18 protein-coding genes and 1 riboswitch are annotated in these 24468 nt (G+C 60.2%); of the genes, 12 read left to right on the forward strand and 6 right to left on the reverse strand.

From position 1 onward, the window contains the following. Positions 1–30 precede the first annotated feature (30 nt). From AC0IXA_RS16100 to AC0IXA_RS16110, 3 genes are read left to right on the forward strand one after another with little or no spacing between them, the layout of a single operon-like run. On the forward strand, positions 31–213 hold the full coding sequence (locus tag AC0IXA_RS16100; RefSeq protein WP_016773238.1) for a CPXCG motif-containing cysteine-rich protein: 183 nt from the start codon (positions 31–33) through the stop codon (positions 211–213). 9 nt (positions 214–222) lie between these two features. Next, positions 223–483, forward strand: coding sequence for a putative signal transducing protein (locus tag AC0IXA_RS16105; protein WP_016773239.1), 261 nt, complete (start codon positions 223–225; stop codon positions 481–483). Positions 484–518: 35 nt separating this feature from the next. After that, positions 519–1142: an SOS response-associated peptidase gene (locus tag AC0IXA_RS16110; RefSeq protein WP_016773240.1), complete on the forward strand. Its 624-nt coding sequence runs from the start codon at positions 519–521 to the stop codon at positions 1140–1142. A 99-nt stretch (positions 1143–1241) separates the two neighbouring features. Here the strand turns inward: AC0IXA_RS16110 and AC0IXA_RS16115 are convergent, their stop codons facing one another. Continuing rightward, complete coding sequence (locus AC0IXA_RS16115; RefSeq protein ID WP_471813854.1) at positions 1242–3383, reverse strand: methyl-accepting chemotaxis protein; 2142 nt, start codon at positions 3381–3383, stop codon at positions 1242–1244. A 251-nt stretch (positions 3384–3634) separates the two neighbouring features. Between AC0IXA_RS16115 and AC0IXA_RS16120 the strand changes: the two genes are divergently transcribed. Next, positions 3635–4453, forward strand: a complete 819-nt coding sequence (locus AC0IXA_RS16120) for a M48 family metallopeptidase (protein ID WP_471813856.1) — start codon at positions 3635–3637, stop codon at positions 4451–4453. A gap of 199 nt (positions 4454–4652) precedes the next feature. Here AC0IXA_RS16120 and AC0IXA_RS16125 read toward each other — a convergent pair whose 3' ends face one another. From AC0IXA_RS16125 to AC0IXA_RS16135, 3 genes are all read right to left on the reverse strand, one after another. Then, positions 4653–5237 carry a TMEM165/GDT1 family protein gene (locus AC0IXA_RS16125; RefSeq protein WP_041479980.1) on the reverse strand — a complete coding sequence of 195 codons (585 nt, stop codon included), beginning with the start codon at positions 5235–5237 and terminating at the stop codon, positions 4653–4655. A gap of 88 nt (positions 5238–5325) precedes the next feature. Then, a riboswitch (yybP-ykoY riboswitch) is annotated at positions 5326–5450 on the reverse strand. Positions 5451–5489: 39 nt separating this feature from the next. Next, entirely contained in the window at positions 5490–6488 is a 999-nt protein-coding gene (locus AC0IXA_RS16130; RefSeq protein WP_341639441.1) for a class I SAM-dependent methyltransferase, read from the reverse strand. 32 nt (positions 6489–6520) lie between these two features. Beyond that, positions 6521–7486, reverse strand: a complete 966-nt coding sequence (locus AC0IXA_RS16135; protein ID WP_280038387.1) for a 2-hydroxyacid dehydrogenase — start codon at positions 7484–7486, stop codon at positions 6521–6523. A gap of 271 nt (positions 7487–7757) precedes the next feature. On the opposite strand from AC0IXA_RS16135, the gene AC0IXA_RS16140 reads away from it, so the two are divergent. From AC0IXA_RS16140 to AC0IXA_RS16160, 5 genes are all read left to right on the forward strand, one after another. Continuing rightward, positions 7758–8387 carry a LysE family translocator gene (locus AC0IXA_RS16140; protein WP_341639442.1) on the forward strand — a complete coding sequence of 210 codons (630 nt, stop codon included), beginning with the start codon at positions 7758–7760 and terminating at the stop codon, positions 8385–8387. Positions 8388–8655: 268 nt separating this feature from the next. Beyond that, positions 8656–10338, forward strand: coding sequence for a fatty acid--CoA ligase (locus AC0IXA_RS16145; protein ID WP_471813859.1), 1683 nt, complete (start codon positions 8656–8658; stop codon positions 10336–10338). A gap of 337 nt (positions 10339–10675) precedes the next feature. Further along, the gene (locus tag AC0IXA_RS16150) at positions 10676–12565 is read left to right on the forward strand and encodes a DUF1302 domain-containing protein (RefSeq protein WP_110603014.1); all 1890 of its coding nucleotides are present in this window, start codon (positions 10676–10678) and stop codon (positions 12563–12565) included. Between the two features lie 27 nt (positions 12566–12592). Beyond that, a complete protein-coding gene (locus AC0IXA_RS16155) occupies positions 12593–13957 on the forward strand; it encodes a DUF1329 domain-containing protein (protein ID WP_024014265.1) in 1365 nt (454 codons plus the stop codon). Positions 13958–14132: 175 nt separating this feature from the next. After that, complete coding sequence (locus AC0IXA_RS16160) at positions 14133–16868, forward strand: winged helix-turn-helix domain-containing protein (RefSeq protein WP_471813861.1); 2736 nt, start codon at positions 14133–14135, stop codon at positions 16866–16868. Positions 16869–16971: 103 nt separating this feature from the next. On the opposite strand, the gene AC0IXA_RS16165 is transcribed toward AC0IXA_RS16160, so the two are convergent. Next, positions 16972–21369: a matrixin family metalloprotease gene (locus AC0IXA_RS16165; protein WP_471813863.1), complete on the reverse strand. Its 4398-nt coding sequence runs from the start codon at positions 21367–21369 to the stop codon at positions 16972–16974. Positions 21370–21572: 203 nt separating this feature from the next. Here AC0IXA_RS16165 and AC0IXA_RS16170 point away from each other — a divergent pair, with 203 nt between their 5' ends. Both AC0IXA_RS16170 and AC0IXA_RS16175 read left to right on the forward strand, forming a co-directional pair. Continuing rightward, complete coding sequence (locus tag AC0IXA_RS16170) at positions 21573–22217, forward strand: MBL fold metallo-hydrolase (RefSeq protein WP_129997658.1); 645 nt, start codon at positions 21573–21575, stop codon at positions 22215–22217. A 120-nt stretch (positions 22218–22337) separates the two neighbouring features. Then, positions 22338–23072 carry a YiaD family glycine zipper/OmpA-like lipoprotein gene (locus AC0IXA_RS16175; RefSeq protein ID WP_016773250.1) on the forward strand — a complete coding sequence of 245 codons (735 nt, stop codon included), beginning with the start codon at positions 22338–22340 and terminating at the stop codon, positions 23070–23072. Positions 23073–23241: 169 nt separating this feature from the next. Here AC0IXA_RS16175 and AC0IXA_RS16180 read toward each other — a convergent pair whose 3' ends face one another. Continuing rightward, a complete protein-coding gene (locus AC0IXA_RS16180) occupies positions 23242–23676 on the reverse strand; it encodes a Z-ring associated ZapG family protein (RefSeq protein WP_016773251.1) in 435 nt (144 codons plus the stop codon). Between the two features lie 144 nt (positions 23677–23820). Between AC0IXA_RS16180 and AC0IXA_RS16185 the strand changes: the two genes are divergently transcribed. Beyond that, positions 23821–24450 carry an alpha/beta hydrolase gene (locus AC0IXA_RS16185; RefSeq protein ID WP_471813866.1) on the forward strand — a complete coding sequence of 210 codons (630 nt, stop codon included), beginning with the start codon at positions 23821–23823 and terminating at the stop codon, positions 24448–24450. Positions 24451–24468: the final 18 nt, after the last annotated feature.

Raw genomic sequence — 24468 nt, forward strand, 5'->3', positions numbered from 1 at the left:
TTATACGCACAAGTCACTGGGGAGACCGCGATGCTGGAAAATGCGCTGTATGAATGTCCGTATTGCGGTGAGGAAGTCGAGACCACTCTGGATTTGTCCGCTGGAGATCAGACGTATATCGAAGACTGCCAGGTGTGCTGTCGTCCGATCACCTTTGTCCTGCAGGTACATGAAGAAGAGTGGCATCTGGAAGTCTTCAGCGAAAACGAGTGAGGGCCGCGTATGCAGCGCATCTACGAACCGGCGAACCTGATGGAGGGCGAAATGCTCAAGGGCATGCTTGCCACTGAGGGGATCGAGGCGCATCTGATTGGCCGTGATCTGGTGGGCGGTGCGGGTGAATTGCCAATCTTCGGCCTGCTCTGGCTGTCGGTGGATAACGATCAGGCCGAATACGCCCGCGAGTTGATCACCGCGTACAATGCCGCGCTGCCGTTGCCTGGCGACGAACCGGAAAGCTTTCCCGGCACGCTGGTCTGTTAGGCTGGCCTTCGTTTTATTCAGAGTCGTGTTGCCCCATGTGTGGACGTTATGCCCTTTTTCGCTGGAACCGCGACTTCGCGGCCCTGCCAGGTTTTCCCGCCGATCAGCAGGCGCAGTGGAACATTTCTCCGAATGACTCGGTGTTGATGCTGCGTGCCGAAGAAGATGGCCAGCGCACCTTGGCCCGTGCACGCTGGGGCCTGACGCCGCCGTGGCTGACGGATCTGTCGAAGACCCCGGCCCATGCCCGCGCCGAAACTGTCGCAGAACAGCCGATGTTTCGTGAGGCCTTGCGCTTGCGTCGCTGCCTGCTGCCGGCCAACGGTTTCTACGAATGGCGTGGCACCCAGCGCAAGCGGCCTTACTGGTTGACGCCGGGGGAGGGCTCGTCGTTGTTTTTCGCGGCGATCTGGGAAGCGTATCCGGTGCAGGAACAGGTCTGGCTGAGCACGGCGGTGATTACTCAATCGGCGGCGAGTCAGCGGCGACCGTTGATTCTCGATGAAGCGGGGCAGGCTGCCTGGCTTGATCCTGAAACGCCGCTGCATGTCTTGCAGGGTTTGCTCGCCAGTGAACCGGCGGCGCTGCGCGAGCGGGTGCTGGCGAATCTGGTGAATGATCCGAAGTTGAACGGGCCGGAGTGCCTCACCCCGGCTTGATGAGTGATCTGTGCCGGCATATTCGCGAGCAGGCTCGCTCCCACATGTGAATGCAATCCAACTGTGGGAGCGAGCCTGCTCGCGAAGAGGATCTAAAGATCAGACCTTGAACTGATTGATCAACCGCCGCTGCTGTTCCGCCAGTCTGGTCAACCCGGCGCTCGCCGAACTCGACTCATCCGCACCGCCGGCCACTTCATTCGCCACCTGACCGATATTGATCACATTGCGGTTGATGTCGTCGGCCACTGCGCTTTGCTCTTCTGCCGCACTGGCAATCTGCGTGTTCATGTCGTTGATCACCGACACCGCCTGGGTGATCGTCTCCAGCGCTTCGGCCGCTTTCGCCGCGTGCTGCACGCTTTCGTCGGTGCGGTTCTGGCTGTCTTCCATGACGCGCACCACATCGCGGGTGCCTTGCTGCAATTGCTGGATCATCGCCTGGATTTCTTCAGTGGCCTTCTGGGTTTTCTGCGCCAGATTGCGCACTTCATCTGCGACCACGGCAAAACCGCGACCCTGCTCGCCGGCCCGGGCGGCCTCGATTGCCGCGTTCAGTGCCAGCAGGTTGGTCTGTTCGGCGATGCCGCGAATGGCGGTGAGGATGGCGTTGATGTTTTCGCTGTCCTTGGCCAGCGTCTGCACCACCTCGACAGCCTTGCCGATTTCCACCGCCAGTACGCCAATCGAATTCGATGTGTCGCGGACGATCTGCATGCCTTGGCTGGCGGCCTGATCGGCGTGGCTTGCCGCTTGTGCTGCCTGGGTGGCGTTGCGCGCGACGTCCTGGGCGGTGGCGGTCATTTCCTGCACCGCGGTCGCCACCTGATCGATTTCGGCCATTTGTTTCTGCACGCCGATGTTGGTGCGAATGGCGATGTCGGCGGTGTGTTCCGAAGAATCGCTGACGCTCTGCACCGAGGTCACCACTTGCGTAATCATCGCCTGCAACTTGCCGAGGAAGGTGTTGAAGCCTTTGGCAATCGAGCCCAGTTCATCGCTGCGGTCGCTGCTCAAGCGCCGGGTCAGATCGCCTTCGCCCTGAGCGATGTCATCGAGCATGGCGACCATTTGTTTGAGTGGCCGCGCAATGCCGTGGCCCACCAGCCAGATCACCAGCAGGCCGATGCCGGCGATGACCAGGCCGACCATGGCCATGCCGAAGGTGTCGGATTTGCGCTGGGCATCAAGGTCGGCCTGGAGGTTTTGCAGATCGGCCATGACGGCGTTGAGCGGCAATTGCAGCATCAGCGTCCAGCGTGCGTCGGTCTGGCCGATGCCGAACGGCAGGTACAGTTCGATGCGGCCCTTGGCCTGATTCACCGAATAGGTGACCTCGTCGCGCTTGAGATTGGCGAGATTGCTGGCCTGTTCGGCGTCGAGGATGTCGCTGACTTTTTCACCGAATTTGCTCGAGTCCTTGGTGTAGGCAACGATCCGCCCGTTGCCGCCGACCAGGGCCATTTCACCGGCACCGCTGTAGAGTTTCTGGTTGGCGGCGAGGAGCATGTCCTGAATGAAGTTCACCGAGAGGTCGGCGCCGACGATGCCCTGGAACGCGCCGTTGACCATGATCGGTTCGATGAACGAGGCGAGCATGACGATCTTGTCACCGACCTTGTACGGTGCCGGGTCGATCACGCAGGGTTTCTTCGTCTCTTTCGAGCACAGGTAGTACTCGCTGGCGCGTATGCCGGTGGACAAGGTTTTCTGGTCGTCGACATCGGCCAGTTTGTCCACGCCCAGGCTGCCGTCGGTATTGCGGAACCACCACGGCAAAAAGCGCCCGGTGGCCGGGTCGATACCGACCACGGCGCTGCCGATGTAGGCCGCGTCATTGTGGTCCAGTGCGTTTTTTTCCCAGCCGATGTAGGTGCCGAGAATCTTCGGGTTCTTTTCGACGTTTTCCTTGATCAGGCTGATCAGTTGTTCGCGGCTGAGGCTCAGGCGCGGCTGGCCATCGGCGGCGGTTGTGCCGAGCAGGGCGTTGACCCGTACCAGACCGCCGGCAATCAGCAGCGGCGCTTCGAGTTCGCGCTGGATCTGGCTGACCTGGGTCTGCGCCAGCGAAGTCAGGCGCTGTTCGATGACTTGCTCGAACTGCGCCTGGGTGCGCTGTTGCACCATTTCTTGCGTGCGAGCGCCCGAGAACAGCGCGTACAGCACCAGCGCCGCGACCACGCTTAGAACGATGGCGCCGGCCAGAGCGGCGACGGAAAACTGGATCGACTTGAACTTCATGGGAGCTCCGCACGCAAGAGGACAATCTGCGAGGGATTTATCGGCGGGGTGTGCGGTGCCATGAGAGACGTTGGTCGGAATCGCCGCGGGATGTCGCTGATGGATCGGTGCACGGCGGATTCAATGCGCCTTGAGGAATTTCCAGCCAGACTTGCGGCCTTAGGTGGATGTACGCGCAATGCGTCCGTTGTATCTGGCGCCGATACAATTAGCCGCCTAGGATACGCCTCAGGTTTTCAGGGAGCTTTTGAATGAACAAGACATTAATGGTAAGTGCTTTGAGCGCAGCGCTGTTGCTGGCCGGTTGTCAGTCGGTCAACACCACCAGCGGCGGCGCTGTGGGCGTGGAGCGCAAGCAGTACATGTTCAGCATGCTGTCCTCGCAAGAGGTGGACCAGATGTACGCACAGTCGTATCAGAAGACCGTCGGCGAGGCGTCGAGCAAAGGTGTGCTGGACAAGACCAGCCCTGAAGCCAAGCGTGTGCAGACCATCGCCAACCGCTTGATCGCCCAGGCGCCGACCTTCCGCCCGGACGCGGCGCAGTGGCAATGGGAAGTCAATCTGATCAAGAGCGATGAGCTCAACGCCAACTGCGGTCCCGGCGGCAAGATCATTTTCTACACCGGGCTGATCGACAGCCTGAAACTCACCGACGATGAAATCGCTGCGGTCATGGGCCATGAAATCGCCCACGCCCTGCGCGAGCACGGCCGTGAGGCGATGTCCAAAGCCTATGGCATGGAAATGGCCAAGCAGGGCGCCGGTGCCTTGTTCGGTCTGGGGCAGGACAGCCTGGCGCTGGCCGACACCGTGGCCAACTACGGCATGACCTTGCCCAACAGCCGCGCCAACGAAAACGAAGCCGACCTGATCGGCCTGGAACTGGCCGCCCGCGCCGGCTACAACCCGAACGCGGCGATCACCCTGTGGGACAAGATGAGCAAGGCTTCCGAAGGCGCGCCACCGGAATTCATGAGCACTCACCCGGCATCGAGCAGCCGCATTGCTGCGTTGCAGGCAGCGATTCCGAAGGTGATGCCGTTGTACGAAAAAGCGCCGAAGTCTTAAAAGTCGAAGGACACGACGATTCTTCAGGTTGGGAGGGCTGTTGTGGCGAGGGGATTTATCCCCGATGGGCTGCGAAGCAGCCCCAAAACCTGCAAATGAGCTAGGTGTGACACTCTGAGGCAGCAGGTTTGGGGGCGCTTCGCGCCCCATCGGGGATAAATCCCCTCACCACAGGTTTTGGGTAGTTCAGTAGACGGGGTTAAACCCAGCCGCTGCTCTGCATGGCCTTGTATACCGCAACAATCGCCAGAATCATGAACGCCGAAGCCGCGAGGCGGCGGATCAGGGTCAGCGGCAGTTTCTCTGCAGCAAAGTTACCCGCCAGGACCACCGGCACGTTGGCAATCAGCATGCCCACGGTGGTGCCGATAATCACCAGCCAAAGTTCCGGATATTGCGCGGCGAGCATCACCGTGGCGATCTGCGTCTTGTCGCCGATTTCCGCGAGGAAGAACGCGATCAGCGTGGTCAGGAACGGCCCGAACTTGCGCGCCGTGCTGGCTTCGTCGTCATCCATTTTGTCCGGGACCAGGGTCCACAGCGCCGTGGCGGCGAAGCTGGCGGCGAGGATCCAGTGCAGGACGGCGTCGGAGAAGAAACTGCCGACCCAGGCACCTACCGCACCGGCTGCTGCGTGGTTGGCCAGAGTCGCGGCAACAATCCCGGCGATGATCGGCCAGGGTTTGCGAAAGCGAGCGGCGAGAATCAGCGCGAGCAGTTGCGTCTTGTCGCCGATTTCGGCCAAGGCAACGATAGCGGTGGGAACGAGTAGCGAGTCCAGCATCAGGGATTTCCTAAGGGGCGGGTCGACACGGCTATGACACGTACAGCCTTCCCGCCCCGGGTAAGGTGTGCGTGTCATAGGTCTTGTCAAACCCTGCGATCCGTCTGGTGCGGACGCTTGGGTCGCATACGCCATGATCTGAGGATCAAGTATGTTGACGTATGCCGGACGAGCTTGGCGCTCGTGGGAGACTACTCCCCTAGGACGGAGCGGATTCTGCCTAGGCAAATCCGATTGGGCAAGAACAAATTTTCAACCGCGCTTGGCCCGGTAAATCCGGAAACCATTGCCTTCAGCCTTGATCGCACACACGCCCAGGTGCTCCTCGATCAACGGCTGATACTTGAGGAAGCTGTTCGCCACAAGGCGCAGTTCGCCACCGTTTTTCAGATGTTTCGCCGCTTTTCGCAGCAGGTTCTCCGTAGCGAAATAATCGGTGTGCACGCCGACATGGAACGGCGGATTGCTCAGAATCGCGTTCAAACCCATCGGCGCGGCATCGATGCCATCACCGGTCAGCACTTCGGCCTCCAATCCATTGGCGGCCAGGGTCAGACGGCTGCTGGCGGCGGCGAACGCGTCGACATCCAGCAACGTCACCTGATTGTGCGGATAGCGACGTTTCACCGCAGCCCCGAGCACGCCGGCGCCGCAACCGAAGTCGAGCAGATGGCCGCTCGGCAGTTTGTCCAGATGCTCCAGCAGCAGGGCGCTGCCGCGATCCAGGCGCCCATGGCTGAACACGCCCGGCAGGCTGATGACTTTCAACGGCCCTTCGGCCAGCGGCAGTTCGTAAGTCTGCGCCAGGCTTTCCAGCGGTTTCGCTTCAGGCGCATTGGCCACGGTGACTTGCCAGAGCTGGCAGTGGCGAGCGCTGTCGAGTTTGCGTGGCTTGCCGAACGGGTTGAGCTGTTTGGACGCGCCTTCGATGCCGCTGCGTTTTTCCCCGACCAGAAACACCTCACGCCCGGCCAGACGCGACGCCACGGCGTTGAGGATGTAGTCGGTCAGGTCCTTGGACTTGGGCAGGAACACCACAGCGCTGTCGAACTCGCGCTCCGGGACATTCACGCCGAACTGGCTGCGGCCCTCGAAACGCGCGTCCAGTGCGGCTTGGTCGCCAGCGTGCCAGCACCAGCCGAACGCATTCGGCAGACGCCCGAGCAAATCATCGGCGGGCAGGCCGGCCAACAGCAGCGAACCCTGGAATAACTCGGCCTGACGAAGCAGTACTTCACTGCGCGGATCCATAACTGCTCCTTGAAAAAAAGTGCCGCAGTTTATCAACTGACGACCCGCAGCGCCTCACCGCTGAAGAACGCCTGGGCGTTTTCGCTCAGTTGCCCGACGATACGCTGGCGCGCCTCGCGACTGCCCCAAGCGTTATGCGGGGTGACGATCAGGCGCGGGATATCGGCGGCGAGCAGCGGATTGCCCTGGGTCGGTGGCTCGACACTCAACACATCGGTCGCCGCACCGCCGAGGTGGCCGCTACGCAAAGCGTCGGCCAGCGCTTGCTCATCGATCAGGCCGCCCCGGGCGGTATTGACCACAAATGCGCCGGGCTTCATCGCGGCCAGTTCGCGGGCGCCGATGAAATGCCGGGTGTGCTCGTTGAGCGGGCAGTGCAGGGTAAGGGCGTCGATCTGCGGCAGCAGTTCTTCCAGCGGCAAGCGATCCGGTCGAGCAGGGCGCCCCGGAATCTGCCCGAGCAAAACGCGCATGCCGAACGCCTCGGCCAATCGCGCCACGGCACCACCGAGCTCGCCATGGCCGAGCAGGCCGAGGGTTTTGCCTTGCAGTTCGACGATCGGGTAGTCGAGCAGGCAGAACTGCTTCGCCTGCTGCCAGCGGCCTGCGCCCACAGCCTTTTGATAGTCGGCCAGGCGCGTGGCGAGGTTGAGCAACAGCATGATCGTGTGTTGCGCCACCGACGGCGTGCCGTAAGCCTGGCAATTGCACACAGTGATGCCGTGGGCGCGGGCGGCAGTGAGGTCGACATTGTTGGTGCCGGTGGCGCTGATCAGGATCAGTTTCAGTTGCGGGTTGGCAGCCATCGCGGCCGCGTCGATCACGACTTTGTTGGTGATCGCCACACTGGCGCCGTGCAGGCGTTCGCTGACCTGTTCCGGCAGAGTCTGGGCGAACAGCTGCAAGTCGCTGAAGCATTCGCGCAACGGACCGAGGTCCAGATCGCCGAGGTCCAGCGAAGGGTGATCAAGGAATACCGCGCGGCGCGTGTTCGTCATCAACTGTACCTTTTGTGCTGTGAGCGGAGGGCGTACTCTGCCGAGCGTACCAGATGAAACAAATCGTTACGCTGACCCCACAGTGGACACATAACCCTGTGGCGAGGGGATTTATCCCCGTTGGGTTGCGAAGCAGCCCCAAAAACTTCAGTCTGGCCCGCAGGCAATGATTTTGTGACTGCTGCGCAGCCCAACGGGGATAAATCCCCTCGCCACAGGACTGTGTTCTTTACAGATGTTTTATTGACCAAGCTGCCACAAAGGAGCCCCCATGTACTGGACCGAGTTCTTGACCGTTGCCCTGATCCATCTGCTCGCCGTGGCCAGCCCCGGCCCGGACTTTGCCGTGGTCGTGCGCGAGAGCGTGACCCACGGGCGCCGCGCCGGCACCTGGACCGCGCTGGGCGTGGGCTCGGCGATTTTCCTGCATGTCGGCTATTCGTTGCTCGGCATCGGTCTGATCGTGTCGCAATCGATCGTGCTGTTCAACGCGCTGAAGTGGGCCGCCGCCGCGTATCTGCTTTACATCGGCTTCAAGGCCTTGTGCGCGCAACCGGCGAAAACCGTCACCGATGACTTGCACCGGGAAACCGGCGTACGCACCGCGCGGGGCGCGTTTACCTCGGGCTTCGTCACCAACGGCCTGAACCCGAAAGCCACGCTGTTTTTCCTCTCGCTGTTCACCGTGGTGATCAACCCGCACACACCGCTGGCGGTGCAGGCCGGTTACGGCGTTTACCTGGCGGTGGCGACGGCGATCTGGTTCTGCCTGGTGGCGATGCTGTTCAGCCAGCAACGCGTGCGCGCCGGCTTCGCCCGCATGGGCCACTGGTTCGACCGAACTATGGGTGCCGTGCTGATTGCTCTCGGCGTGAAAATCGCGTTCACCGAGATGCACTGACCGGGCCGCATTGTTCTCTTGTAGGAGCTGACGAGTGCAACGAGGCTGCGATCTTTTGATCTTGTCTTTTCATAAGCAAATCAAAAGATCGCAGCCTTCGGCAGCTCCTACAGGGGCCATATCCAATTTCCAGACACCTGGGGGGCTGGCGCAAAGCTAGCATTTGTACGGCTCTGCAAATCATTCCTTTGGCTGATTTTACTGTCATGCAGGCGCACTAGAGTACGAATCTCTCCGCCAACACCGTGCAGTCAGAAAAGGGATTCTTATGTTGCAGACTCGGGTCATTCCGCCGGCCGATGGGGCCTACCAGTATCCATTGCTGATCAAACGGCTGCTGATGTCCGGCGCCCGTTACGAGAAAACCCGCGAAATCATCTACCGCGACCAGTTGCGCTACAGCTATCCGACCCTGATCGAGCGGGTTGCGCGGCTGGCCAATGTGCTGACGGCTGCTGGCGTGAAGGCCGGTGACACCGTGGCGGTGATGGACTGGGACAGCCACCGTTACCTGGAATGCATGTTCGCCATTCCGATGATCGGCGCGGTGATTCACACCATCAACGTTCGTCTGTCGCCCGAGCAGATCCTCTACACCATGAACCACGCCGAGGACCGCTTCGTGCTGGTCAACAGCGAGTTCGTCGGGCTGTATCAGGCCATCGCGCCGCAGCTGACCACGGTGGAGAAAACCCTGCTGCTGACCGATCTCTCGGAGAAAACCGCGGAGCTGCCGAACCTTGTCGGCGAATACGAGCAATTGCTGGCCGCCGCGAGTGCGCAATACGATTTTCAGGACTTCGACGAAAACTCGGTCGCCACCACGTTCTACACCACCGGCACCACGGGCAATCCGAAAGGCGTGTATTTCACCCATCGGCAACTGGTGCTGCACACCATCGGCGTGGCGACGATCATGGGTTCGATCGACAGCGTACGGCTGCTCGGCACCAACGATGTGTACATGCCGATCACGCCAATGTTCCACGTCCACGCCTGGGGTTTGCCGTACGTGGCGACCATGCTCGGGCTCAAGCAGGTCTACCCAGGGCGTTACGATCCGGAATATCTGGTGGAGTTGTGGCGCAAGGAGAAGGTCACCTTTTCCCATTGCGTGCCGACCATCCTGCAAATGCTGCTCAACGCCAAGGCCGCGCAGGGTGCCGACTTCGGCGGCTGGAAGATCGTGATCGGCGGCAGCGCACTCAATCGCAGCCTCTATGAAAACGCCAAGGCCCGTGGCATTCAGCTGACGGCCGCGTACGGCATGTCGGAAACCGGGCCGCTGGTGTCTTGCGCGCACCTCAACGACGAACTGATGGCCGGCAGCGAAGACGAGCGCACTACTTACCGGATCAAGGCCGGCGTGCCGGGGCCACTGGTCGAAGCGGCGATTGTCGACGGCGAGGGCAATTTCCTTCCGGCCGACGGCGAAACCCAGGGCGAACTGGTGTTGCGCGCGCCATGGCTGACCGAAGGTTATTTCAACGAGCCGCAGAAGGGCGCCGAGCTCTGGGCCGGTGGCTGGTTGCACACCGGTGACGTCGCCACGCTCGACAGCATGGGTGTGATCGATATTCGTGATCGCATCAAGGACGTGATCAAGACCGGCGGCGAGTGGATCTCCTCCCTCGACCTCGAAGACCTTATCAGCCGGCATGCGGCGGTACGCGAAGTAGCAGTGGTGGGCATCGCCGATCCCCAGTGGGGCGAGCGTCCGTTTGCCTTGCTGGTGGTCCGCGAAGGGCAGGTGATCGGTGCACGGGAACTGAAGGAACACCTCAAGCCGTTCGTCGAACTGGGGCACCTGAGCAAGTGGGCGATCCCCAGTCAGATCGCCCTTGTTACCGAAATTCCCAAGACCAGTGTCGGCAAGCTCGACAAGAAGCGCATCCGCCTCGACATCACCGAATGGCAGGCCAACAACAGCACCTTCCTTTCGACGCTTTAGGTGCCTGCTGGCGCGCCGAAACCGGCGCGCCAGACCCACCAAGCAAGCGCTTGGCTTGTGAAATCGAAAAAATCAGCCATCCTTGCCGTGCCGACGTGTGTCGGACTGGCGAAAGGACTGTTCCAGAGTGGTTGGCGGCTGCAAATCACACTTTAGAGGGATCAAGCACTACCACCCGCTGGCTATAGTCCGCTTAAGGACTTTTTGAAAACGGAGCACACGCACTGAACGGGGCGAGCAACTCTGGAACGATTTCGGGCAGCCCTGGCGCCCGGTCCTCCACAGCGTTTTTAAAAGTACTCACTGCCATAACAATAATGCACATGGAGTAGCGTCGATGACCTCAGTAAACCAGTTCTGGCGCCGGGCGAAACTGCCTCTGGCGGTCAGTCTTGCCTCCTCGCTCGCCGGGCCTGCATTCGGCGTCAGTTTCAACGTCGGTGAAATCGAAGGCCAGTTCGACTCGTCCCTGTCGATCGGTGCCAGTTGGTCTACTCAGAGCCCGAACAAGAACCTTATCGGCGTCAACAACGGCGGCCGTGGCCTGTCGCAGACCTCCGATGACGGTCACGCCAACTTCAAGAGCGGCGAAACCTTCTCGAAGATCTTCAAGGGCATCCATGACCTCGAACTGAAATACGGCGACACCGGCGTGTTCGTCCGTGGCAAGTACTGGTACGACTTCGAACTGAAGGACGAGAGCCGCGAGTTCAAGGACATCAGCGACAGCAACCGTAAAGAGGGCGCCAAGTCCTCCGGCGGGCAGATCCTCGACGCCTTCGTCTACCACAACTACGCGATTGCCGATCAGCCGGGCTCCGTGCGTCTGGGCAAGCAGGTAGTGAGCTGGGGTGAAAGTACCTTCATCGGCGGCGGCATCAACTCGATCAACCCGATCGACGTCTCCGCGTTCCGTCGTCCGGGCGCCGAGATCAAGGAAGGCCTGATCCCGGTCAACATGTTCTACGTGTCGCAGAGCCTCACCGATAACCTCTCGGCCGAAGCGTTCTACCAACTGGAATGGGATCAGACCGTCGTCGACAACTGCGGCACCTTCTTCTCCCAGCCGGACATCGTTGCCGACGGTTGCGACAACAATTTGCGCGTACTGAACAAGCGTTCGCAGATTCCGGCGATCGCTTTGGGGCCGTTGGCCGCCAACGGTGTGAATGTCGACCAAGAAGGCGTGCTGGTGCGCCGTGGGCCGGACCGTGACGCGCGCGATAGCGGTCAGTGGGGCGCGTCCCTCAAATACATGTTCGAGCCACTCGACACCGAGTTCGGCGCCTACTTCATGAACTACCACAGCCGTGCGCCGATCTTCAGCGCCACCGGCGCACCGCAATCGGTCTACAACACCGCTGCCGCGCTGCCGGGGCCGTTTGCCGCGCTCGCACCGCTGCTGGTTGCGGGCAACTCCAATTACTTCATCGAATACCCGGAAGACATTCGTCTCTACGGTCTGAGCTTCTCCACCACCCTGCCTACCGGTACGGCGTGGAGCGGTGAGATCAGCTACCGTCCGAACGCGCCGGTACAACTGAACTCCACCGACATCCTGTTTGCCGGCGTGCGTCCGCTGGGCGGCGCGCTGACCAACGCTTCGCTGCTGACCGGCGTGCCGGGTCAGGATCTGCATGGCTATGAGCGCAAGGAAATTACCCAGATCCAGACGACCTTCACGCACTTCTTCGATCAGGTCATGGGCGCCAGCCGTCTGACCCTCGTTGGTGAAGTCGGCGCGACCTACGTCGGTGGCCTGGAAAGCCGTTCCGACAAGCGTTATGGCCGCGATCCGGTCTACGGTCCGGGTGAGTTGCCGGCCACTGGCGGTATCGATACCTGCGCCAACATCCTCAACAACAGCACCATCAACGGCGCAGGCCCGGGTTCGCCGCAGAACAACCGCAGCCGCAATTGCGAAAACGACGGTTTCACCACGTCGATGTCGTGGGGCTACCGTGGTCGGGCGATCTGGGAATACAACGACGTGTTTGCCGGTGTGAACCTCAAGCCGAACGTGGCCTGGTCCCACGACGTGAGCGGTTACTCGCCAGGCCCTGGCGGCAACTTCGAGGAAGGTCGCAAAGCGGTCAGCCTGGGCGTCGATGCCGAGTACCAGAACACCTACACCGCGAGCCTGGCCTACACCAATTTCTTCGACGGCAAGTACACCACCGTGGATGACCGCGACTTCGTGGCGCTCAGCTTCGGCGTGAACTTCTAAGCACTGCATTTCAGGACGAACGAATTTATGAAAATAACAAAGAGTCTGTTCCACGCCGGTGTTCTGGGCCTGTCGCTGCTGGCGACCAGTGTCATGGCGGCGGTGCCTGCTGCCGAAGCGGACAAACTGGGCAAGAGCCTGACGCCGATGGGCGCGGAAATGGCCGGTAATGCCGACGGTTCGATCCCGGCCTGGAAACCACTGCCGAAGAATGCCGGCAGCGTCGACAGCAAAGGCTTCCTGTCCAACCCTTACGCCAGTGAGCAGCCGCTGTTCACCATCACCGCCAAGGACGTAGACAAGTACAAGGACAAGCTTGCCCCGGGCCAGTACGCGATGTTCAAGCGCTACCCGGAAACCTTCAAGATGCCGGTCTATCCGTCCCATCGCGGCGCCACCGTGCCGGATGACGTGTTCGCCGCGATCAAGAAGAACGCCACCAGCACCAACCTGGTGTCCGGCGGCAACGGTCTGGAAAACTTCGATACCGCCGTGCCGTTCCCGATTCCGAAAACCGGTGTGGAAGTGATCTGGAACCACATCACCCGCTATCGCGGCGGCAGCGTGACCCGTCTGGTGACCCAGGCCACGCCGCAACCGAACGGCTCGTACAGCCTGGTGTACTTCCAGGATCAGTTCGTGTTCCGCGACAAGATGAAGGACTACGATCCGGCGAACCCGGGCAACATCCTGTTCTACTTCAAGCAGAAAGTGACCGCGCCGGCGCGTCTGGCCGGTGGCGTACTGCTGGTGCACGAGACGCTCGATCAGGTCAAGGAACCGCGTTCGGCGTGGGTCTACAACGCCGGTCAGCGTCGTGTGCGCCGTGCACCGCAAGTGTCGTATGACGGCCCGGGTACTGCCGCCGACGGCCTGCGTACCTCGGACAACCTCGATATGTACAACGGTGCGCCGGATCGTTACGACTGGAAGCTCGAAGGCAAGAAAGAGATGTACATCGCCTCCGACAGCTACAAGCTCGACGATCCGAAACTGAAGTACTCGGACATCATCAAGGCCGGTCACATCAACCAGGACCTTGCGCGCTACGAGCTGCGCCGAGTCTGGCACGTGGTCGCGACCCTGAAGGAAGGCCAGCGCCACATCTACGCCAAGCGTGACTTCTACATCGACGAGGACACCTGGCAGGCAGCGGTCATCGACCACTACGACGGTCGTGGCCAACTGTGGCGTGTAGCCGAGGCGCATGCCGAGAACTACTACGACAAGCAAGTGCCGTGGTACGCCCTCGAAACTCTGTACGACTTGCAGTCCGGCCGTTATCTGGCACTGGGCATGAAGAACGAAGAGAAGCAGGCGTATGACTTCGGCTTCACCGCCACCACCAGCGACTTCACCCCGGCCGCTCTGCGTCAGGATGGTGTTCGCTAAACCTGCGTAAACCCGAGGCCGCATCCTCGTGAAAACGCCCCGACCGGTTCGGGGCGTTTTTGTGTCTGTAGCCTTTTTGTAGCCATTTGTAGCAGCGACCTTCATTACCTCTTCGTTTAAGGCTAGGCTGCGGACATCTGCAACGCCGCCAATCGCCTTCGAACAAGAGCCGGCCATGACTGATCTGTCCCCACTTCCGGGTCCCGCAAGCATCACCGTCGCAGCACTGGACGGGCGTTTTTTCCGCCCGCCGCTGCCTGATGGCTATGTCTTGCGGCCGCGCCTTTGCCAGCGTCTGCAGGCCGGGCTCGGAGGTCGGTTGCTGCTGGTCAGTGCCCCGGCCGGGTTCGGCAAAAGCTCGCTGGCGGTGGAGTTCTGTCAGAGTCTGCCGGCGCACTGGCAAAGTCTCTGGCTGGGCTTGAGTCCGCGTGACAGCGATCCCGGACGTTTTCTTGAGCGCTTGCTCGAAGGTCTGCAGGACTATTTTCCGGCCTTGGGCGCTGGCGCTCTCGGTCTGTTGAAAATGCGTCAGCGTCATCAGCCGTTTGCTTTCGAAGAATGGCTCGACGGTCTGCTCGATGAGCTGGCGCTGCATCTCGATCCTGCTGCACCGCTGCTGCTGGTGCTCGACGACTACCACCTCGCCCAGGGGCCGGTGCTGGATCGTTGCCTGCAATTCTTCCTTAATCATCTGCCCGATGGCTTGCTGGTGATGGTCACCAGCCGCCAGCGCCCGGACTGGCATCTGGCGCGTCTGCGCCTGTCGCGGCAGCTGCTTGAGCTGCACGAACAGGATTTGCGCCTGACCCACGACGAAGCCCTGACTCTGCTCGACCGCCACAGCATCTCACTGCGCGGCGAGGCACTGGAAAGCCTGATCCAGCGCAGCGAAGGCTGGGTCGCCGGCCTGCGCTTCTGGCTGCTGGCGGTGGCCGAGGCGGGCAACGATGCCGCGCTGCCGCAAGGACTGAACGGCGGCGAGGGATTGATACGCGACTATCTGCTCGAAGAAGTCATCGATTGCTTGCCGGCCGAAGTGCAATCGTTTCTCTACGAAACCGCTCCGCAGGAACGCTTTTGCAGCGAGCTCTGCGACGCCGTCCGCGAAGCCCATGACAGCGCCGAGATCCTGCGCTTTCTGCTCGCCCACCAGGTGTTTCTTGTGCCGCTGGACGAGCACGGTCACTGGTATCGCTATCACCATTTGTTTTCTGACTTGTTGCGCAGCCGGCCGATCGCCCAGGCGATGGTGCCCAACGCCACCCTGCATTTGCGCGCCTGCCGCTGGTTCAACGCACAAGGCTTGCTCGACGAAGCGGTGGAGCAGGCGTTGCGTGCCGGGCATCTCGATGTCGCGGCAAATCTCGTACAGAACCTGTCCGAAGAACAGCTGCTCGCCGAGCAGAACGTCGGCATGCTGCTGCGCTGGAAAATGGACTTGCCCGACAGTCTGCTGATCAGCACGCCTCGGCTGATCGTGCTCTACAGCTGGGCACTGGGCTTGGCCTGCCAGCTCGACGCCGCCGAAGAGTTGGCCAACCATTTGAGCCGCTTCCTGCCGGCGCCTTCGGCCACCGCGCAGAAATCCATGCTGGCGCAGTGGCTGGCATTGAGCGGGATCATCGCTCGCGGACGCGGCCATCGCGAACTGACCCTGCGCTATTGCAGTGAAGCGCTGGAGAGCCTGCCGGCCAAGCGTTACGGCCAGCGGCTGATGTGCCTGTCGACCTTGTCCAATCTGGCCATTGCCGACGGAGATCTGTGGCGCGCCCGTGGGCTGAACCGCGAATCCCTCGAGCTGGCACAGCGGGTCGGCAATCCATTATTCGAAGCACTGGCGCACTACGACAGGGCCCGGGTTCTGCAATCGCGGGGCGAGATCCTGCGCGCGCTGGATGAAGTGCATCAGGGCCTGGAGCGCTTGCGCGGTCTGTCGCCGCAACGACTGTACGCCGTGCGCGCACGGCTGACGTTGTATGAGGGTTTCCTGCTGGCGATGCGTTTGCAGCCGCAAGCCGCACGCGTGCGTCTGCTGGCCGGCATTGGCGAGGCGCGCGCCTGTCGCGACATCAGCGTGCTGATCGGCCACTGCGTGATCGCTCGCCTGGACGGCGCCAGTAACGAATTCGCCAAGGCCTTCGCCGAACTCGCCGAAGCCGAACGCCTGATGCACATCTGGGACGTACCGCCGATCTACTACCTGGCGATGATCACCCTGGTCAAATGCGAACTGTGGCTGGCCCAGGGTCGCATCGATCTCGCCGAGGCGTGGCTTGCACGATTGGGCCAGACCTACACCGGCGAAAACGCTGCGGCGCCGCCGGAGTTTCATCCACAGCTGCCACTGCACGTGGAACTGCAACAGGCGCTGCTCGATGTGATTCAGGAGCAACCGATGCTCGCCGAAGGGCGGTTGAACGTGTTGCATGAAAACGGCCAGCGGACCGGGCGGCAGTTGCTCAGTGTGATGGCGTTGACGCAGAAGGTGGCGCTGTTGCTGTCGAGTGGACGCGAACCGGAAGCACGCAAAACGTTGAGCCAAGCTCTGGAAGCCGCTGCCGGCGGCGTCTTCCAGCCCTTCGATGCGCTGCTGAAAATTCATGCCGACTGGATGCGCGGGCAATTGCAGGCGCTCATTTGCAACGCGGTGAGCCAGCAATTGCTCACGCACTTCCCAACAGCCGCGCCGCGCCCGACAGTGGAAAGCTCAGCGACCGAACAACTCAGCAGCCGTGAACTGGCCGTACTGCGTCTGATCGCTCAGGGTTGTTCCAATCAGGAAATCAGTGAGCAGTTGTTCATTTCGCTGCATACGGTGAAAACCCATGCCAGTCACATCAACAGCAAACTTGGCGTCGAACGGCGTACTCAGGCAGTGGCGCGCGCCAAGGAACTGGGATTGCTCTTTTGAGATCGCGCCATGACCCGGCAGAAAAACAAACGCCCCGAACCAATCGGGGCGTTTGTTTTCAGTTCACCGGCCGGGGGTGTTGGCCTGGCAAGTGAACAGGGCGTCAGGCGACCAGATCGTTGGCACTGAAGCTGTTCACACCCACCAGCTGGATTTCAAAGTCCGCGCCGGCATTGCCGCTGACGTTGCCCGACAGTACGTGGTCGACGAAGCGCAGTTGCCCGGCACCGGTGAAGTCATTGGCACCGATGAAGGTGAAACCGTCCATGCCGCCTTGCAGCAGGTTCGCATCGAATTTCGTCAGGTCGATTTTGTCGCCCTGCAGGCTGCTGAAATCGGTGATCACTTCACGGCTGGCGCCCACGCCCATGTCGGTAAGCGAGCTGAACACGAAGGTGTCGGCGCCAGCACCGCCTGTGAGCGTGTCCGTCCCCGCGCCGCCATCCAGTACATTGTCTGTGTCGTTGCCGTAAATGGAGTTGTTCAACCCGTTGCCGGTACCTTTGCTGGCGGACCCGACAAGATTCAGAATCTCCAGGTTGGCCCCCAAGGTGTAATCGACGTACGAATAGACGCTGTCGATTTCCGAGACCGACGTGCCGGTTTCGGTGACCACATCGCCGATGTTGTCGACGATATACGTGTCGTTGCCACCGCCGCCGGTCATGGTGTCAGCACCTTTGCCACCGTTGATGAAGTTGGCATCGGCGTTGCCGACCAGGATGTTGTCCAGGCCGTTACCAGCCAGGGTAAATGCGCCGGCGCCGAGTACAGTGACGTTTTCGACGTTTTGCAGGTTGCCAATGTTCAGATCAATGATGGTGCTGGTTGACGTCGCGTTGAACAGCGTGATCAAAGTATCGCTTCCTTCGTTGGCGTTTTCCTGGATCAGCGCCAGTTCGGCGTACTGGTCGAGGGCGTAGGCATCGCTGCCTTTGCCACCAATCATGGTGTCGACACCGGCACCCCCATTGAGTTGGTTATTGCCGTCGTTACCGGTCAGCACGTTGTTCTGGTCGTTGCCGATGGCGTTGGTGCCGGCCGTCCCCGTCAGAATCAGGTTTTCCAGATTCGCACTGAGGGTGTAACTGACCGAGGCGCGGACCGTGTCGATCTCATTGGCCAGAGTGCTGGTTTCGCTGATCACGTCACTGACGTTGTCGACGATATACGTATCATTGCCAGTACCGCCCGCCATGAAGTCGGCGCCCGCACCACCGTCGAGGATGTTGTTGCCGGTATTACCGTAGATCACATTGTTCAGGGCGTTACCGTTGGCATGCAAGTGGCTGCCCCCGGCCAGGGTCAGGTTCTCGACATTGGTACCCAAGGTGTAATCAATGTAGGAGTACACCGTGTCGATTTCTGACAGCGATACGCCGGTCTCGATCACTGCATCGTTGATGTTGTCGACAATGTAAGTGTCATTGCCAGCGCCACCAGTCATGGTGTCTGCGCCCTGGCCCCCGTTGATGAAGTTGGCAGCAGCGTTGCCTACCAAGACGTTGTTCAGGCTGTTGCCGGCCAGCGTGAATTCACCGCCACCCAGCAACATGACATTTTCGACTTGCTGCAGATTGGTCAGATTCAGGTCGACGATGCTGGTCTGCGCGGTGGCGTTGTATTGGATGAGCAGCCTGTCGACGCCTTCGCTGGCGTTCTCCTGGATGAGTGCCAGTTCGGCGAACTGGTCGAGGGCGTAATCGTCATTGCCTTTGCCACCGATCATGGTGTCGATACCCAGGCCGCCATTGATCTGGTTGTTGCCGTCGTTACCGTAAATGACGTTGTTCAGCGCGTTACCAACGCCTGTAAGGTCAGTGCTGCCGACCAGTGTAAGGTTTTCGACATTGGCACTCAGATAGTGGCTTACGTAGGAGTAGACCGTATCGATTTGCGACGGTGTTGCATCGGTTTCGATGACCTGGTCGAGGATGTTGTCGACGATGTAGGTGTCGTTACCACCGCCGCCCTGCATGATATCGATGCCTTTGCCACCGTTGATGAAGTTGGCATCGGCGTTACCGATCAGGGTGTTGTTCAGTTCGTTGCCTGCCAACGTAAAGGCGCCTGCGCCCGACACGCTCAGGTTCTCGACGTTCTTCAAATTTGCGATGTTGAGGTCGATCGTACTGTTCAACGCGGTCGCGTTGAACAGCGTGATCAGGGTGTCGTTGCCTTCGTTGGCGTTTTCCTGGATCAGCGCCAGTTCGGCGGACTGGTCGAGGGCATACGCATCGTTGCCCTTGCCACCGATCATGGTGTCGACTCCGGCACCGCCATTGAGCTGGTTATTACCGTCGTTGCCTGTCAGCACGTTGTTCTGCCCGTTGCCGATCGCGTTGGTGTCGGCCGTGCCAGTCAGAACAAGGTTTTCCAGATTCGCACTGAGGGTGTAACTGACCGAGGCGCGGACAGTGTCGACCACCCCGACCAGATCCCAATCCTCAAAGATCACATCGCCAGTGTTGTCAACGATGTAGGTGTCGTTGCCGAACCCGCCTGCCATATAGTCGGCACCGAGGCCGCCATCCAGAATGTTGTTGCCCGCATTACCGTAGATAGCGTTGTTGCGTGCATTGCCGGTAGCGTTCAGATTTGCTTCGCCGGCCAGATTCAGATTCTCAAGATTGTTGCCCAGGGTGTAATCGATATAGGAGTAGACCGTATCGATCTCCGTAAGCGAGGCACCGGTCTCGATCACTGCGTCGTTGACATTGTCGATGATGTAGGTGTCATTGCCGGCGCCGCCGGTCATAATGTCGGCGCCTTGGCCGCCATTGATGAAGTTTGCGTCAGCGTTACCGATCAGGACGTTGTTCAGGCTGTTGCCGGCGATGGTAAACGCCCCCGCACCCAGCACGGTCACGTTTTCGACGTTCTGCAGATTGCTCTGGCTGAGGTCGATGAGGTTGTATTGCGCGTTGGCGTTGAAAAGCGTGATCAGCGTGTCGTTGCCTTGGTTGACATACTCGCGGATCAGTCCCAGTTCGGCACCTTGATCGAGAGCGTAAGCATCATTGCCATCGCCGCCGATCATGGCGTCAATGCCGGCGCCACCGTTGAGCTGATTATTGCCCGAGTTGCCGACCAGGATATTGCCGAGCGCGTTGCCAATAGCGTTGATGTCAGCAGTGCCGGTGAGAATCAGGTCTTCAACATTCTTACCCAGGGTATAGCTGATTGAAGACTGTACCGTATCGATCTCGCTGTACAGCGCACGGGTTTCGATGACCACATCGGCAACGTTATCGACGATGTAGATATCGTTGCCGGCACCGCCGGTCATGATGTCGGCCCCCAGGCCACCGTCCAGAACGTTATCGCCGGCATTGCCCGTGAGTTCGTTGTTCAGTGCATTGCCCGTGGCGGTCAGATTCGCAGCACCGGACAGCGTAAGGTTTTCGACATTGTCGCCGAGGGTGTAGTCGATATACGAAAAGACACTGTCGATTTCAGAGCGTGAGCTGCCGGTTTCAACCACCACATCGCCCGCGTCATCGACAATGTAGGTGTCGTTGCCGGCACCGCCAGTCATGGTATCGGCCCCGGCCATGCCATTGAGCAGGTTGTCCAGTGCGTTGCCGATCAATGTGTCGTTGAAACCGGAACCGACGGCGTTTTCGATCTTGGCGCCGAATGCAATCGCCAGCCCTTCGTTGAAGTCAGCGCCATCAGGGTCGCTGAAGACTTTGCCGATCTTGCTGAACGCGCCTTCGTTGAGGTCGATGCGCACGGCCGCTGCCTGGTTGCTGCCGTCGATCGCGTCGACACCGCCGGCGTCCCATATCGTTTCGAAAACCGATTGATTGGCTGCCCAGGAGTAGACGGTGTTGCCTGTCGCCCACATAGTATTGGCGCCGTAGAGGTTCTGGATCGCCAGAATGTCCAGCAGCATCGGAGTGGTCGGGTGGTAAGAGTATGAGTTGTTGTAACTCATGATCGTATGGGTAATGTCGTCCAGCGCCGGATCCATCGTCGTCGCGTTGCCCGGCGTCGGTGCGAACGGATGTTTGAGTCCGAGTGCATGTCCGATTTCATGAACGAATGTCATGAAATCGTAGGTACCTTTGACCGGCGATGGGTCATCGGTGTTCGGGCCGATCCAGATGTCGCCGGCATTGGGGGTGTCGCCCGGCGTGTATGCCCAAGCGGCAGCGTCGGCGTCCATGAGTGCGTAGCCGCCAAACCGGATGTCCCCAACGTTGGCCCAGTTGTCACTGGTCTGGCGGAAAGTGATGTCGGCCACTGCGCTCCAAGTGCTTAACGCGGCGGTCGCTGCGGCCCGCTGGGTCGCAGTCAGCTCGTATCCCGCTTCGTATTCATTGGCTGCGCTGTAATCTGACGCGAAATACGAATTTCCCAGGCTTATAAAGCTGTAAGTCAGGCTGACGCCCATTCCATCATCAGCCCACTTGGTACCGGATAGAAGACTGTCGAGATATTTGATTCCGGTCAGTGAAACATACTGGCTTTCGGTCGATTCGGTTGGGCGTGGCATTGCGCAATTCCTGAAATGGGCTGCGGCCCTTCCTGAAATGTGGCCGCTACAGACATTGATTTTGCACCAGTATTGGATGGTTTGACATCATTGGGCCACTATTTTCTGATTAGTGGCGTCAATTAACTGACCTGGCGTTATATATCGGCAGGTGCAGTAGAATCCTGAAGCCAATGTCAGTGCCGCCTGTCCAGGATCCTTCCATGTCAGCCTCAATCCCAGTGCTCATTCGCGAAACCTTCCCCGTCGGCCCTTTGCAGTGCAACTGCACCATCATCGGCGACCCGATCACGAAGAAAGCCATCGTCGTCGACCCGGGCGGCAACCCTGACCTGATCATGGCGCGCCTCGATGCCCATGGCCTGAAAGTCGTCAGCATCATCCATACCCACGCGCATCTCGATCACTTCCTCGCTTCCGGGCAGATGAAGGAGAAAACCGGTGCGACCCTGCATCTGCACAAGGAAGATCAATTCCTCTGGGACAACCTGGAAATGCAATGCCAGATGTTCGGTGTGCCCTACACCCCGGTGCCCTCGCCGGATCGCTGGTTGAGCGATGACGAAGAACTGGCCTGCGGTTGCGGCGTGGCACTGCATACGCCGGGCCATACACCCGGTTCCATGAGCTTTTGGTTTTCCGAGGCTAAGCTGTTGATAGCCGGCGACACGTTGTTTCGTCGCGGGGTAGGGCGCACGGATTTGTGGGGTGGCGATCAGGCGACCATCGTGCGTTCGATCAAGCAGCGGCTGTATACGCTGGATGAGGACGCAACGGTTGTCACCGGGCACGGTCCGGATACGCGTCTGGGTGATGAGATGCGCGAGAACCCGTTTGTGCGTGCCTGAATTTTTTGTCACGGGTGTGCGGCGGAATTTTTGCGCATTGTCATGATCCAACGCCCGCGCAGGTCCATTGATTGATCAGTGGCCGCTGCACCACAGAATGCAAAAAACCAGGAGCTCTCCATGTTCACCACGCGTCGTTTGATTATTGTCGCTACTGCCGTGGCCGTGCTGTCCGGCTGCGCCTCGCCCAATCCGTATGACAATCAGGGTCAGGCCGACGGTGGCTCGCAGGGCATGAGCAAAACCGCCAAATACGGTGGCCTCGGTGCGCTGGCCGGTGCACTTGCCGGTGCCGCCATCGGCCACGACAACCGTGGCAAGGGCGCCTTGATCGGCGCCGCCGTGGTCGGTGCTTCCGCAGCAGGCTACGGCTACTACGCCGACCAGCAGGAAAAGAAACTGCGCGCGAGCATGGCCAACACTGGCGTTGAAGTGCAGCGTCAGGGCGATCAGATCAAGCTGATCATGCCGGGCAACATCACCTTCGCCACCGATTCGGCGAACATCGCTTCCAGCTTCTATCAACCGCTGAACAACCTGGCCAACTCGCTAAAAGAGTTCAACCAGAACCAGATCGAAATCGTCGGCTACACCGACAGCACCGGCAGCCGCCAGCACAACATGGACCTGTCCCAACGTCGTGCACAGAGCGTGGCGACCTACCTGACCTCGCAAGGTGTCAGCGGTGCCAACCTGTCGGCCCGTGGCGCCGGCCCGGATAACCCGATTGCCAGTAACGGTGACGTCAACGGCCGCGCGCAGAATCGCCGGGTCGAGGTCAACCTGAAGGCAATTCCGGGTCAGCAGTATGGTGGTCAGCAGCAACAGCCGGGCACGGTACAGCAGTATCCGTAAGCGATTGCCTGATTGAAGAAATGCCCGGTCCTGTGATCGGGCATTTTTTTGTGTCATCTGTGCCGGCCCTTTCGCGAGCAGGCCGGCGAGGGCAGCGAAGATTGCAGATACAAAAAAGCCCCCGGACAACAGCATTGTCCGGGGGCTTTTTGTTGGGCGCGAAACCCGATTACTTCTTCAGACCATAATGCTCATCGAGCATGCCCGGCGAATTCGGGCTCTTCGGCGCGTAATCACGCGGTGGTTCCTGATCGCGCGGTGGCGTCAGGCGTTCGCGTGGTGCCTGCGCTGCGTCGGCGTGCAGGGCGGCGATCAGGCGCTGGCGGGTCTGCTCGTCCAGGGCCAGACGATTGGCGCCCTCGGCGAGGTGGTCCTGCACTTCCTGATAGCTCTGGGTCAGCTTCTTGACCAGCATCGCGGTGCTGTTGAAGTGGGTGACCACTTCGTTCTGATAACTGTCGAAACGCTCCTGGATATCATCCAGTTGACGCTGCGTGCGGCTCGGTGCGGCGTTCGGCGCAACGCGCGCGATCAGGAATCCAATGGCGACACCCACAACCAGGGCAAGAGTCGGTAACAACCAAACTAAGAGCGAGTGTTCCACGAGTCCTTCCTCTATAAACGGCTTTGCTTTACGTTAACGGCTCGAACCTGCGCTGTATACCGCGATTCACTCGCAATAGATTGGCACAGACAATTTGCTAGACGAGTCGACCCGATTCGAGGTCACGGAGTTCCTCCCTTGCTGATGCGTGAAACCCCTGTAGTGATTGACGGCCCGGTGGGTCAATTGGAAAGCCTTTACCTGGATAACGAGCAGCCGCGCGGCATCGCGCTGATCTGCCATCCGAACCCGGTGCAGGGCGGCACCATGCTCAACAAGGTCGTCTCGACCCTGCAGCGCACCGCGCGCGACGCAGGCCTGATCACCTTGCGTTTCAACTATCGCGGCGTCGGCGCCAGCCAGGGCACGCACGACATGGGCACCGGTGAAGTCGACGACGCCCAAGCCGCCGCTACATGGTTGCGGGAAAAACACCCGGATCTGCCGCTGACCCTGTTCGGTTTCTCCTTCGGCGGATTTGTTGCAGCAAGTCTCGGCGGCCGTCTCGAAGCCCAAGGCGTGCAGCTTGAGCACCTGTTCATGGTAGCGCCGGCGGTAATGCGTCTGGGCGAGCAGGATCAACTGCCGCAACTGGGCAAGCTGACGGTGATCCAGCCGGAAACCGATGAAGTCATCGATCCGCAATTGGTCTACCAGTGGTCGGAACAACTCCAGCGCCCCCATGAGCTGCTGAAAGTGGCAGAATGCGGACACTTTTTTCACGGCAAGCTGACCGATCTCAAGGATCTGCTGTTGCCGCGTCTCTCGAATTGATTGCAGTCTGACAAGCGA

The sequence above is a fragment of the Pseudomonas sp. AC083 genome (assembly GCF_979253165.1).